The 14,330-nt window shown below is 42.0% G+C and carries 11 protein-coding genes; 4 read left to right on the forward strand and 7 right to left on the reverse strand.

What is annotated here, in order from left to right; all coding sequences use genetic code 11:
- Positions 1–3 precede the first annotated feature (3 nt).
- Genes csb2 through cas3g form a run of 4 tightly spaced genes read right to left on the reverse strand, consistent with a single transcriptional unit; the run spans position 4 to position 7,359 of the window.
- Entirely contained in the window at positions 4–1,479 is a 1,476-nt protein-coding gene (gene csb2, locus L6E24_RS03080; protein ID WP_257743259.1) for a type I-G CRISPR-associated protein Csb2, read from the reverse strand.
- 17 nt (positions 1,480–1,496) lie between these two features.
- Positions 1,497–2,528, reverse strand: a complete 1,032-nt coding sequence (cas7g, locus tag L6E24_RS03085) for a type I-G CRISPR-associated RAMP protein Csb1/Cas7g (protein ID WP_257743260.1) — start codon at positions 2,526–2,528, stop codon at positions 1,497–1,499.
- Between the two features lie 21 nt (positions 2,529–2,549).
- Complete coding sequence (gene cas8g1, locus L6E24_RS03090) at positions 2,550–4,964, reverse strand: type I-G CRISPR-associated protein Cas8g1/Csx17 (RefSeq protein WP_257743261.1); 2,415 nt, start codon at positions 4,962–4,964, stop codon at positions 2,550–2,552.
- Positions 4,957–7,359, reverse strand: coding sequence for a type I-G CRISPR-associated helicase/endonuclease Cas3g (gene cas3g / locus L6E24_RS03095; protein WP_443987714.1), 2,403 nt, complete (start codon positions 7,357–7,359; stop codon positions 4,957–4,959). Before cas3g ends, cas8g1 begins: the two co-directional genes overlap by 8 nt.
- A 658-nt stretch (positions 7,360–8,017) precedes the next feature.
- On the opposite strand from cas3g, the gene L6E24_RS03100 reads away from it, so the two are divergent.
- The 4 genes from L6E24_RS03100 to L6E24_RS03115 all read left to right on the forward strand — a co-directional run bounded on the left by L6E24_RS03100 (position 8,018) and on the right by L6E24_RS03115 (position 9,887).
- Positions 8,018–8,647, forward strand: a complete 630-nt coding sequence (locus tag L6E24_RS03100; protein ID WP_257743263.1) for a hypothetical protein — start codon at positions 8,018–8,020, stop codon at positions 8,645–8,647.
- 344 nt (positions 8,648–8,991) lie between these two features.
- Positions 8,992–9,204: a type II toxin-antitoxin system HicB family antitoxin gene (locus L6E24_RS03105; protein ID WP_004078501.1), complete on the forward strand. Its 213-nt coding sequence runs from the start codon at positions 8,992–8,994 to the stop codon at positions 9,202–9,204.
- 95 nt (positions 9,205–9,299) lie between these two features.
- Positions 9,300–9,431: a type II toxin-antitoxin system HicA family toxin gene (locus L6E24_RS03110; RefSeq protein WP_505481589.1), complete on the forward strand. Its 132-nt coding sequence runs from the start codon at positions 9,300–9,302 to the stop codon at positions 9,429–9,431.
- A gap of 261 nt (positions 9,432–9,692) precedes the next feature.
- A complete protein-coding gene (locus L6E24_RS03115; RefSeq protein ID WP_257743264.1) occupies positions 9,693–9,887 on the forward strand; it encodes a type II toxin-antitoxin system MqsA family antitoxin in 195 nt (64 codons plus the stop codon).
- Between the two features lie 133 nt (positions 9,888–10,020).
- Here L6E24_RS03115 and L6E24_RS03120 read toward each other — a convergent pair whose 3' ends face one another.
- The 3 genes from L6E24_RS03120 to L6E24_RS03130 are packed head-to-tail and all read right to left on the reverse strand — an operon-like array spanning position 10,021 to position 13,671.
- On the reverse strand, positions 10,021–13,128 hold the full coding sequence (locus L6E24_RS03120) for an MTBMA_p00010-related P-loop-containing protein (protein ID WP_257743265.1): 3,108 nt from the start codon (positions 13,126–13,128) through the stop codon (positions 10,021–10,023).
- Positions 13,125–13,487, reverse strand: coding sequence for a hypothetical protein (locus L6E24_RS03125; RefSeq protein ID WP_257743266.1), 363 nt, complete (start codon positions 13,485–13,487; stop codon positions 13,125–13,127). The genes L6E24_RS03120 and L6E24_RS03125 overlap by 4 nt, the downstream gene beginning before the upstream one ends.
- Positions 13,480–13,671, reverse strand: coding sequence for a hypothetical protein (locus L6E24_RS03130; protein WP_257743267.1), 192 nt, complete (start codon positions 13,669–13,671; stop codon positions 13,480–13,482). The genes L6E24_RS03125 and L6E24_RS03130 overlap by 8 nt, the downstream gene beginning before the upstream one ends.
- Positions 13,672–14,330: the final 659 nt, after the last annotated feature.

The following is a 14,330-nucleotide window of genomic DNA, read 5'->3' on the forward strand; positions in this document are numbered from 1 at the left end:
TTTTTATTCCGGAACAAACTGGCCAAGGCCAAAATGTGCACCATAACCAAGAGCAACGGGACCGGAAACAGGCTCTGAAAATACAATTTCAAAACCATACCCAATCTGCCTGTTTTCCCCTTTTCTGCTACGCCTGAATTCAAGCCACCGAAGAGATCTTCCATTATCCAGTAACAGTTTCTCAACCGGTTTTACTTCTACAGGCTCCGGCAGACCATGATAAACAGCCTCCTTCTTCACTTCACCTGCAAGCCATTCCATAAAGTCCCCCCGACCTTTTCGGTAATGTCTTGGCGGTACAAACGGTGTTGAACTGATGAATTTCGTTTTTGGAATTTCATCAGGAATTTCTTTATAATTCCCCCATTTAAGCGGAACAAAATAAATATCCGGCTTACCCTTCGGCTGCCATACTTTATCCAGACGATCCAGTGCAGTTATTTCTTCAGAGCTAAAAGGTTTTTTTGAAACTACAACAAGATGATCCAGCCAGCCATCCTTATCCATGTCAACCGGCAGAATGTAGGCGTGCTTATGATCTTTAAGTGGGCTTCCATCAGCATCCCTTCCACTAAAAGCGGCAGACCTATTCTCAGGATCATTAACCACTCTCTTATAAATGCCCATAATCTTCCGGTGAAGACGTTCAGACACCTCAATAGTCTCCCTTACAGATGGAGTCACCTTTGACTCAAGTGCATAAATTACTCCGGTATATCCTGAACGATCAGACTCAGAAATTACTGGTTTTGTAGATTTAAAGCAGTTGGCCTGCCTGAGATATGTAACAAACTGAAATCCGGGCGGAACATTAAGACCTGAATCAAGCATATCTGAAGTTTTGAATGTAAAAGAATCCATCCAGTTGACTTCCCGATCCTTTTCCTTTTTTTTCTTTGCCTTTACAATATAAGGATTTTTTTCGTAATCTTCAGCAGCAACAGGACAGGCAACCTTTACAGGTTCTATATTCCTGTCTTCAACTTCACGATATTCAGGACCACAATTCCAGCCTGTACCATTAACCTCAGAGATTATTTTAGCATCAACCCACGACTCAGATCTTCCAAAATAATTGAGCTTAGAGAGCATAGCGTTCAAATCCTTGATTTTATCCTCCGGAAGTTCTACATTACGCCACATCATCTTAACTACAGATTCACGTGGAATTATTACGAAAGCATCGAATATTAGAGCTTTATCTGTAATTTTTTCTTTATTCTGACTGAGATAAGATCGTGTATGTGATGCATTGGCTTCAGGAAGTTCAAACACAGGACACTCACTGGCAAGTTCACAGAAGATTGATTCCACACGCCCTTCCGGCCAGGAAGGCAATTTACGTTTCCACACATCATAAAGAGCACGAATAAGACGGTATGGTGAAGGTGGCCACTCCGGAACACCCTCATTCACATTTCTCCCCCACGGAGTTGCATGGAAACGTCCGGTAAGAAACCTCATTTCAATAGCGAGCATGGCTTAAGGCCCTCCTGTTAGCTTGATTCACTTTTCTTATCCGAATCATTGACTTTCTTTATTACTTCGGTTGACAACTCAGTAACTGCCGGATCTGCAAAGAGACCTGATGATTTGCATACCTGAATTCTGTCCATTACAATCTTAAGAAGCTCAGATTCAGAAGGAATAACAAAATCACCAGAGCTTACTACTTTGACATCATCCTTAACAACAAAATCACAGGATGTTCTAAGCCTCAGACCATTGTTGAGCAGTTTCCTGATCTTGTATAAACCCAGTGCAATAAGAAGTTCTTTTGCCTCTTTAGGAAGACCATATCCTTCAAACAATGAAATATCAAAGTTAAAATATGCAGTAATTCTCTCAGCAGTATATTCCATACGGTGATAAGGAACATTTCCATAGACATCCTTATCATAATTGTCTGCCCTGATTTTACCAGTTGGATCAAGAGGATTATTCTTAACTCCACCTGAAGAAACCTCATTGATTCCCTCTGCTTCAATGAAACCCGTCAGTGCACGCTGAACTTTGACCCTTCCATCTTCAAGATTTGCCATAAAAGCACCATGAAGAAGAGAGTTTGAATCATAATAGAGGAGTGCTGACGCAATCTTCTTCCAGTTCAGTGGTTTACCTTTATCATATTCTGCTTTTTTCTTAAATTCTTCCTTAAATTCGTCATTGCTGATAATAAACGGAGAATTTATTCTGTGAGCTTCGATCAAAGATGTGGTACTTGCTGAATACTTATCATCATCTACCTCTCCGGAAAGCTTAGCTCTTATATATGGCAGTCCTTCAAACTCTTCTGCAATTTCTATTCCGGATTCATCAAGGATTGTAGCCTCAAGCCTGTTGGCAATTGACTGAGCTGATTCAACAAGGATCATTCTTTTGCCATCCGGCTTTTCGTACACAGCTGCACCCAAATCCGGGAAACCCGTAGGCTGGAACCTGTCACCCTGGATAACTTTTAAATCAGCTTCGATTAATATTCTTGGAACGTTCTTAAATTTTTCAGAATCTATTGTTACTTTAGTCATTTTTTACACCTCAAATTAAATTTAAATCTTTTTTTCCTCTTTCAGTACCAGCTTCTTAAGCCGACCCTCTTTTCCTAAAGGAATAAGAAGAGCTGCTGAGATACGAACACCATCCTTTCCATCCGGAAAAGAGTTTGTAACCGGAATGAAATCTTTTGTTCTTAGTCTGCGATCAGCAATTTTGCAGGCATCATTTATCCGGTTTGCACAGAGAAGCGAAATTACAGATGGCTCCGGCTTAACAGCAATTTTTGTATCACCTTTTTTAATGCCATCAGGCAAGAATAATAGCTTTAAAAGTGCATATGGCCGGGAGACAAAACCCTGTTTTACAGGTGTGTTCCATCCCCCATCTCCCTTAAACAGATACTTTCTTAATTCACCAATCTCATCTTTTTTATTCCAGTTTATCCAGCTAAAACCAAATATAAGATTTTCAAGCAGGGATTCATCAATACGTCCTTCAATAAAGGCACTGATATCTTCCTCTGAAATTCTGATTGCTCCCCAAAGTGGATTATACTTAACTCCCAGCCGGTTGGCATCCATCATCCTTCTGGCCAGAACTGAACTAAGTCTTGCATAAACTGAATTTCCTTCCCATGCAAACTGCCCTCTTCCCTTATCCCATTGATAAGGATTTTTAGGATCAACATGAGAAATATTTGCTCTGACTGAACCAACACTACCGGTTGGCCCTATAGAAGCAATTGCAGCCGCAATCCTGACTTCCAGGCTGCCATCATCAGCAAATTCAATCCAACGGGGAGATAATCCTGAAATTGGTTTTTTGATAACCGGATCATTTCCATTTCCGGATTGAGAAACAAGTTTTTCAAACTCACCAATTGCTGATACAAGAGATTTTACATTTGTCTTACCCCCATAAATTAAAGCATCATATAATTTTTTATCAATCTTTCTCCTTGCAGATTTAAAGCTGCCAGGAACATTATCTCCTCTAAGTGCAGAATCGATCTGTGATAATGGCCTGTTAATCTCGCGTATCAGGTCACTTTCCTCTTTATAATGTACATTGATGATTCCTGCCGGAAGAGCCAGATAGCTTTTACCTCTTCTCTCAAGGAGATTATATCTGACAAAGTCTGAAATCCCCCTGTCAACACCCAGAGATGTAGCTGCTTCTGCGAACTCTATGCTGTTTGTTGCCGTATCTCTGCCAACATTTGTTCTCCCCTCGCTTAGGAATAATTTTAATTCTTTGTAATCTGTTGGATTTTTCCACAGTGGCATCCAGATCTCTGCACGTGATTTTTCCTGTTCTGAAGATGAGCTATATCCTACCTGAACAGATCTAACGGTAAAAGGACTTCTTATTAGATGATTACCCCCCAATTTCATATTTTTACTTTTTACAACAGAACTTGCCCACGGAATTGACCCTTCAAAAGTCAGTATAAATACCCAGGGATTTGCTTTAAACTCATCTTTGTTTTCGATGCCATTGCCCTGATTAAATCCTCCGGTTCTGCTTGGGTCATATTGTCCTATTGAAATTTTCTGAAGATTTTCTGTCTTCTTATCAAGAACCGCATTTCTCAGGAGACTTTTTGAAAAGTTATCACTTTCAAGAAGCATACTTCTAAGACAGCCCATAAAATTGTTTGAAAACTCAAATCTTCCATCATTCCCGCCGGTTCCAAGAATCGGAGGATATACGGCTTTACCATCCGGAGCAATTAATGTTGAGGCATCTATCCATTCAGCAACCTGATCACTCAGACGATCACGACAGGCTGATATAATATCTTCTTTACCTGTGCCTTTTTTCTTCTGAATCTGTTTAACCTGACTTCGTATTTTTTTTGCTTCTTTCATCACAGATTTTATTGAAGCAGACCGCTTTTTTTCTTCTGCCGAAGCTTTTTTTGGAACTTTAGCCTTATTATCAAGTTCTTCGATAGTATAACTCAGAATATTTTCATTAGGGGATAAGGAAGGTACTTTCTGTGCTAATTTCTCTGTATTATCTAAAAGTTCAAGAAATTCTTCACCTTTCTTTCCTTTCATTTCAATAGCTTCTGCACGAAGGAAAGAAATTAATCCACTAACCGGAAAATCAGTGTTTGGTATTTCCGGGAATGAACGAATTCTCCTTATAGTTTCACGATATACAGCAAAACGTTCAGAATCATCTTCCATTATGGCATTTATGCTGTCTGTATTGTCACCATCATTAAAACCAGAACCGCCGTTCCACGGTGAAACAATCGGAGTAGGATGATATTCTTCAAGGAAGAAATTGACTAAGCCTTCTTCATCAAGGCATGAATCCAGATGAAACACACCAAGATCGTCCCACCAGCCTTTAGCATCAGGGTCTTTTTGTTCACTGACAAGCCTGAGTACTGCCAGTGCTGACAGATAAGAAGACATCGGCTCATAAGTACAGCCTTTCAGTGCCAGATCAGTCATTCTTACCACCTCCGCTTGCCCTTTCATCTGAAGCTTTCATTAATGCTTCCAGATAAGCCAGTCTGAAAGGGCCAATCTCCGGAGAATCCCTGAGTTTAAGAACTCTTGCAGACCAGCTTGGTCCGTTCTCTCCCGCACCAAGATCCATATAAGAAAGATCAATCTCAGTTTCCGGCATAATTATTCCCCCACCAAGATCAGTTTCATAAACAACATCCCCATCCCATACTCCACGGGCAAACCTCCGTTTCTTATCCGAAGGGATAAATTCATCCGGCATTGACCTGATAGAACCACGAACCTTTCCATGATGTGCTGCTGCAAGGTATGCTGCCAGATCACTCCTGTTATTCTGAAGTGCTAAAATTCCGGATGCAAGTTCATGACGGAAATATTTCCTTCTTTCATCATCACCCGGATTTTTCAGGCCGGAATAATTTTTCCACGCACCATTTGGAGCTTTTGCAGCAGGTGGAGCTGAAAAGTCCTTTAAAGATTCCTCTTTAATCATGGCCTGAAAAGAATTGTGTGCCTTTCCGGAATCATGCCAGCGTGCACCTTCAATTAGAGATTTGGAAAGATTACTATCTAAACCAATTTCTCTTAAAATTGATTCCATCTCTCTGCACACTTCATCAGTATGCTCTGCAACAGATTCCCATTTGCCCTCAGAAATGGTATTATCAGAATAAAATTTATTTCTGGATTTTTCTGAGCATGGAATTACATCAACCTTCTTTTTTGATTTAACATCCCAGCCTTTGGCATTAGTATATCCACCCTGCTTAGCATCAAGCATCAAAGTTACTCCGGGATATATCTCATTATAATTCCAGACAAGCTTCCATTCTCCATCAATATGGCCCCAGATCCAGACATCGTGTTTATCTTTCAGATTTTTTATATCACTTACAGGGACAGAACAAAGCTCCTCCCGATGTGGCAGACCTTCATCTTGAATTTTTGATTTTTCAATATCCCGCCAGAAAACTGAAAAATCCATATCATCACTGTCCCGAATGTATCTGGAGATGTCAATATCACTGCCGGTTAGATCAGGAGTTGTATCAAAAAGCTCAAATATCTCTTTTTTCCGGATAATCTGCCTGTGAACAAAACCTTCAACCTTATCCGGAAGATTTGCAGGACCAACGCTCTTCCCTTCCAATTCAGTTAATGTTACAAGAGAATCTGAAAACTCTTTTTCATCATATGGTGCAGAATCTTTTTCCGGAACATCAATCCAGTAGATTTCTGCATTATCATATTCGCCATAACGATTGCACCTTCCAAATCTCTGAACAAGAGAGGACCAGGGTGCAAGTTCGGTAAAGAGAACCTTAGCTGAAACATCAACACCAGCCTCAATTACCTGAGTAGAGACAGTAATTGTCCCTGATTCGCCAGGTTCATCAAGAAGAGACTGAACAACCTTTTTCCGGTCAGATGGTCTGAATCTTGAATGTATCAGAACAAGTTCAGCATCAGGCTTATTATTCTCAATATGTTTAAAGAGTTCAGTCGCTCTTTTTACTGTATTGACAACAACCAGTGTTCTGGTGCCTGCCTGGTGTCTGGAAATTATCTCTTTTGCAAGGTCTTTTTGTTTTTTTGAATCATTATCTGCCCTTTTTAATGTCTTAACCGCATTTATGCGTTTATGGGCAGGTGGTACATTTAGATCATCATCACCTAACTTCAGAACTGTATTAACCTCTTTTTGTGGATCAAAATCCACAGTCCTTAACCAATCCTGATTCAAAGTTGCACTCATCCACACTGACTGTGCCGAAAGAGAATCAATTGTTCCAATCTTATTACGGAATGCCTGAAGCTGAATTGTTGTGGACAGACCTTTTCCCATAAGCTGAATTTCATCCATAACCCAAAGGCAGTCATTATTTAAAAGACCAAAATGAGTCGGCCACCTGTATCTGCTCATACCATAACCGCGGTTAAGAGCACGGGAAAGAAACATATCCTGCGTACCGATGATAATTGCATCCCTTTCGGGGTAGAGATCCCAGTTTTGTTTGTCCTCTCCTCCCATCAATACAGTGACAGAAATCTTATTTCCATCAGTTTCCGAATTACTCCCGGAAAGATTTAGATTATCAAGCCAACCTTCAACTTTATCTTTTGTCTGCTCAACAAGAACCCTCATTGGAAGGCAAAAAAACAATCTTCTGGGAGTTAAAGCCCTGATATGATCTCCTGCAAACCGCCTTCTCCAGAGCCAGGCAAGTATTATTGCATCAGTCTTTCCAAGACCTGTAGGCACCTCAACTATTTCAGGAAAGTTCTCTGACATTGCCAGTCTTTCCTGATATGGATAAGGAGTATGACCTGTAGCAATACTAAAAAGGTCATGATAATTATTAATTTTCGATCCCACTAACTAACCCTCCAATACGTATTTTTAATTTTTTGTTCACTAAAATCCTCCAAACATTTTACCAACACTAAAATCCATAATGAATTATCAACATTGGCTTAAATGATATAGGAACCCAAAGCATATAATACTTATTATCGTAAAATGAAAAATTAACAATAATTCCATAAATGTATTTTACATACCAAAATATCCAAAAAAGCCGGAATTGTATATGACAGTTGACCGAATTTAAGGGTAAAATGGGAGTTTTATTTTTTGAATGTTCATGTCACATTAAATCTAAGCTCAAATTAAGGATATTTTGAGAGATTATTCTGCAAAAGTATGTAACTGTCAAATTCTTTTTTGCCACAAATGGGTGGAAATACATGAACTGTCAAACTTAGGTTACATTTAGAGCCGGGAATTTCTGCAACAGGCTGTTTCAGATCCATAAACTTTATATAATCACGTGCACACAATACCACATACCAGAGATATCCTGCTGAAAATCCCTTCATTTACGGATTCTGCCATTAATAATCATATTCATACCAATTTTACTTTCCCATCATTTCAGAATGAAAGAAAGTATATATCCAAATGATGTCATTAGAAACATATGAAAAATCAGGATATAAAAACGGATAGAAACCAGCACAGAAAACTGAAGACAATGACTAAAACTAAAAACAGAACAAAAACAATCGCAGCAATTCTCCTTCTGATATTCCTCGCTGCCGGCAGTGCCTCTGCATACATCATAAACTTCGATATGCCTGCTACTGTGCAGTCCGGAGAAACGCTGATAATCTCCGGAACAGGCACACTTCCGGCAGGATTCTCTACCGGAATGGAATTCTACACAAAGATCCAGACAGGCAACAAAAAGGTTGCAACAGTGCCCTTCACAATACAGAACGATGGTCTGTGGTCTGCTGAAGTGGATACCACAGGATGGCTTCCAGGCATATATACAGTAACCATACTGAAAAACTCAGAGTATTCATATGGATCGTCATCAACACTCCAGAAGTCCTTCACAGTCACCAAAAGCACAACAGCAAACACAGAGAGCAAAACAGCCACAGCACCAACAGACATAACATCAGTTACTGAGAGCACAACAACAGCCCGGACAGAAACAGGAGCAGTTACTGAGAGCACAGCAGCACCTGAAAACATCCCCGCCGCCAGTACCGCAGAAGCCGGTGCAGCCACTCCAAAAGGCACACCCCTCCCACTCTGGATACCTGCCCTGGCACTATGTACAGCAGTATTCCGGATAAAAACAAAAAACGAATAACCAACTATAACCAGAGTAAATACTCAAATATCATCTTTTGAAGAAATCAGTAAAACAGAACCTGACCGGCAGCCACATATAATCCTCAGACAGGGGAAAAGCCACACGGGGACTCAGGATTCCAAATCATAAGGAAACTGCAAAGGGAACAATGACCATCTTAACGGCACTATCTGAAAAAGTAGTGATGGCCGCTCATTTTAAAGCATAGATTAGTTTTTCAGCTGATCTAAACTGACATTGTCTGTTTCAGACATCATATCACTGAAAAATACGACTGTGCCGGAGCACCTAAACCAATATATAATATTAAAAGAACCCAAATATTATATCACTGAAGTCATATGAAATTCAGAGTCATTATAGAACAGGATGAAGATGGAATATTTATTGCCGAATGTCCTTCGCTTCCGGGATGCATATCTCAGGGAAAAACCAGAAATGAAGCCCTTGAAAATATAAAAGATGCTGCCAAAGGATACTTAGAAAGCTTAAAAAAACATAATGAACCGATTCCACCTTCCATATTTGAAGAGACAGTGGAAATATATGCCTGACTCATGTCAAAATTACCCGTAATATCATCATTTGAAGCAATAAAAGCGCTCAATAAACTGGGGTATGATATTGACATCAGACCGGCAGCCACATTATCCTCAGACAGGGGAAAGAACCACATCGGAGGCTCACGATTCCAAATCATCAGGAAATTGCAAAGGGAACAATAATCAGCATTATCAAACAGGCAGGGCTTACAAGAGAAGAATTTCTGAAATTATTATAGCATAATAACATACAGTCAGGACAGTTCACTATTATCGACACAGTAGGATTTTACAGTGATGCGTAAGTAGGAAACTGATTCTCCTGGCCTAAATCAACTGAAAAGGGAACTGGTCATTATGAATGATCAGTCATCACCACTATTACAGATGTCGCCCATACCATTTAGTTACAGGCATATGCAAAGACCATTTAAGGATAATTACAGTTTACCACCCTGATGAGTTACACTGGATTAATCCAAAAGTAAGGAGAAAAAATAATGATTCCTGACAGGTGCAGTTATTGTAAAGGAAAATTAAATACGAAAAAGACAGAATTTATCGCTGAGTCAGGCGAAAAAATAATTGTAATCAGAGAGATCCCTGCATATATATGTAACCAGTGCAAAGAAGCATATTTCACACCGGAAATTTCCCGCAAAATTGATGAAATTATGAAAAGACTTCCACAATGACAAAATCTGCTGCCGTCTTTGTTGCAGCCGGAGAAATAGAGATCAGTGCATAAAAGATCTTATCTTTTTTCCTCTTTTCAGCAAAAATCAAAGACCTCATGTCCTTTCCTGTGTCACCATAGGTCCCAAAAAGTCATCTCCCCCTGTACCACCCCTCACCCTTCATAATCTTCACCATACAGGAGTCACAGATATTTATCCGGAAATCCTCACACCTAAACCTCACCTTGCCCTTCCCGCAGATATGACATACCCCAAGATCCTTATACACCCTTGAGAAATCTCCGGCCTTAAACAGACCAGGAAGAGGCATTACAGGGTTTTTTTCCTGCACAGAACTAATAAACCTGAACCTGTTATACTCCTCATCCGGAGGAGAAGCCCTGCCGGAATCACCCCCGGAACTATGCCCCGTCAGAGAAGCAGAAACAAAACCATCACAGCATACAGCCCCGCCACCTCTGCCGGAGATATACCCCGGATCAGAAGAACAGCCGGCAATATTAACCGGCATAACGCAAGGACCAGCCCCATTATTAAATGAGAGATCAGCATACCCATTTTGCAACATGACACCCTCATACACCCCCGGAGTGCAACTTAGATCTCCCCTTAAATTTCCCCTATAGTCAAACAAGCGTGAATAGATAGTACTATGATCAGTAGTTGCACTCATTTCAGAAATGCAGCAGCCATAACCGGAAATATCAGAGAGACAACCATGCTGTGCCCCAAAAGATGAGTGCAAAATGGTATTTTTGCCATCTGAAAGAGCACCAGCACCACTCCGATTCATAAAAAGCCCGCAATCATCAGGATTTGGATTTTGCACCCCGACCGTGTTTTCACCGTGCAGTGCTGCAACTTCACCACCCGCCGGACCACCCGCGTCATCATCTGACAGAGACCCAAAAACCTCACCGGCAGTACATCCCGGCAGATCACCGTCACCCGGCCCTGAATCATCATCATCATCAAGAACAACCGAACAGGAATTAATCCACCCCCGGTACACCTCAGCATTAAAGAGAAACCTCTGCTCCTTCTTCCTCAGAGTCCCGGCCGGAGTATCCTCCGGAACAACAGTATCCACATACGAGACCGCCGGACACTTAAATAAAAGCCCCGGATACTTAACACCCCTCGCAGAATAACCATGAAATACCCTCCTCACCTGATGATAGGAGAGATCAAGCGAATCCTGAAGCATCTTAATAGTGGCATAATCCCACTCCATAGTCTCAAAAAATGAGAGCATCCTGGCCTCATTTTTTGAAAGATTAGAGGTAAGAGCACCTGAATCACCCTCAATCTTCTTATACACCTCAAGAGCCGCATAAAAATCAGAGAGATCAGCCTCAATCGTCTTAACACCCGGTACATCATCAACCTCCCTCCTCTGGAAACTAAAGAGCAGAGCATGACACTTAGTAAGGTCAAAGAGCACCGAAGGATTTCTCCGGTTAGAAAAACCTAAAAACCTGATCCTCTCAGAATACGGAATTGTCACATAAACAAGTCTCTCCTTTAAAATCCGCCAAATCTCACAGCAGACTGAAATATCACCCACATCAGAAACATCCTTCTTAAGCTTCCTCTCAGCAGTCCTCAGGTACTCAAGAACACGTCCGTCCTGTTCAGCCGAATCATCGATCCAGACCGTCAGCATACGGTTCATCACCTGATCATCCCCTGCATCATCAACCTTTGAAAGCCACCAGACACACCGCTCAGGAATACTGCACACCTTAAGCTTCCTCTCCGTAGTAAGCGTCATATGCTCAATACGCGATTCAAAATTCGAGGTAGAATTCTTTAAAACCTCCTGAAAATCCTCAGAAAGTGCAGTATCATCAAACCAGAACACCGTCCCTGCCCGCAAATCCGGATTATAAAAGAGGGCCTTATCACTCACACTCCCCGACAGCTTGAACTCATCCGGAATCAGCCTGAGCATACTCTTACAGACATGAGTCTTACCCTTCCCCGAATTACCCGACACAGAAACATGCAGGCCCATCGTATTATCAACCGACTGAGAAGCAACCGACATAATCATACACTCAGCAACAATTTTGTCACCAATATGACACTTAGAAAAAGTATCAAGCATAAACTTCAGCGGGTCACCATTGCTTAAAATATCAAAGGCACGGGCATGCAGATCAGGATCAGCCTTCACCGGTTCAGCAGCCACCTCCCTCTTCACAGGCTTAACCTTCTTCTCATACATGCCACGAAGCTCACTCCACCTCTGCTCACCGGCCCCGCAGGAGTTGTGATGACAGCCGGCAAAAACCGCACCATTCCCAAACTGAACCGCAAAAGCACCATCACTGTGTGCAGACGAAAACGGACAGTCATCAAGAACAAAAAGTGTTCCACCCTGCCACGGCTTCTCAGACTTAACTAAAATACCATTGGAAGAGAGCCACTCACCCAGATCAAAACCCTTTTTCATCCCGGCACCGGAAAGAGCAGGAATCTTTCGCTTATTCCTCCCCGGAATGAACTCCGAGAGCTTCACAAGCTTATTCTTTGAAACAACAGAGAAATCATCAGGCACAGAAATAATTCCTGACCTCCTGTGAGGCCGGTCAGCAGTATCATCCCCCTTACAGGCCTTAGTCCCGTACAGCTTCCAGATCCTCGAAGCATTATAATTCCCCTTATCAACAGCCGCCCGGCTGTCAGAAAATAGGGCATCCAGAACCTCAAGGCAGTGCTTAACCAGAAGACCGGAATCACCGTCATTGGGCAGGGAAATCCTGTACAGCAGATGTGCACCATTACCGGAATCAGCAAACAGAGGCTTTCCAAAACCAAGACCACCCAAAAATTCAGCAACCCTGCCGGCCATTGAAAGAGCATACTCATGCTCATCATCAGAGGACGAAAGGCCCGAAGGTCTGAGAGGATCGATGTCCACCGGAAGAAAACATCTCCGTACAATATCAGCATCCGAAGTGGTGGCATCCTTCTTAGAAAGTCTCTTAACCCTGTCAGCCCTCCTTGAAAAGAGGACAGGATTTACCCTGTTAAGAGTCACATAAATGCCGTTCACACCAGCTGACTCAAGGGCTAAAGCCTCCTCCGCCAGCCTGTCAGAATTCTTAAAATACCCGCTGTAAGTCTTAAAATCCGACAACGCCCTCACCTCAGCCACATCTCCGGGTGAGAAGAGCAGGGATGCCGCTCTCTTAATCTCCCGGCCGGCATCCAGAGCCTCATCGCAGTTCAAAGTTTAACCCCCGAAACAGTCATAGCAGGCGAAATCACAGCCGAAACAACCTCACCCTTACAGACATCACAGAAAGTCTTAAGCGGCAGAATAAAAGCCGCATCATCTGCAAGAATTATAACAGCCCTCCCCGAAGGATTGAGCTTCACAGTCCCGCAGGGCTGAACCTTCCCCAAAGGCAGAGAACTGCCGTCAAGAACACCAGGATGAATACACTCAACCCTGAGATTATACAGAGAGCCGGCCCCCGAACTGAACATAATCCTCTTCGCATCCCGTCCGGTGATAAAATAGAGTGAATCTTTTAACGAGACCACCACCTCACCATAAATTCCGGTATGGACTCTTTCCTCACTCATCCTTCTCCTCCCCGTCTGAGACAACTGTCGTCATAACACGGAAACTGTGCCCCCCGGTCCTCTTTATATGCAGACTCCGGATCTTATCCTTATGCTTATCAATCTCATCCTTAACCACCTGAGGGATTAAAAAGAGCGGATACTTCCCCCTGTTCAACTCAATATTACTGCCTTTCTCTGCCATAAGCCATCACACCCCCCTGATATTTCCGGCATTGCCAGGGCATAAGAGATCCCCGGCAGTCCTTCCCGGATATATGCCGTATTCATCCACTGCACTGTAAATTATCTGGTATTTATCTGAATTCATATGATCAATTCCCACAGCAAAACGCTGTAATATTCAGAGACAGATAAGAACTGCATAGCTAAAGCTAAACAGAACTGACCTTTACCCGGACAACTGCCCAAAAATGAGGGCAGACTCTGATTCAAAAAGCCCTGAAAATGTCCGGGATATAAATCCTGATCAAAAGGAAGTGTCACTTAATAGTGAACGGGCATATACTCTCTTCCGGCCTACAATGAAACAGATCTATTCTGTTCCGGTCATCTCTTCTATATTGAGATTTAATCAGGCAGTATATGAACTTTGGCCGCGTGGGGTGAAAGTAAAAACCCGATATCTTCAAAAAATCTTAGCTGTATATATCCTTTACTTAACATAGACAGAAATTTTCAGGGTGATAAATTCCGGCACCAAAGAGAGTTTGGGGCAGGCGCGAAAAGTCAAATAATTCCTGCCCGTTATGACCTTATTTCCTGAGACAAGAATGACCTGCCACATCCATAAGTCAATCGCCGAATCAGAACAGAGCAACCATATGCCTGACAGATTTACAT

The organism is Methanoplanus endosymbiosus (assembly GCF_024662215.1).
Lineage (GTDB): Archaea > Halobacteriota > Methanomicrobia > Methanomicrobiales > Methanomicrobiaceae > Methanoplanus > Methanoplanus endosymbiosus.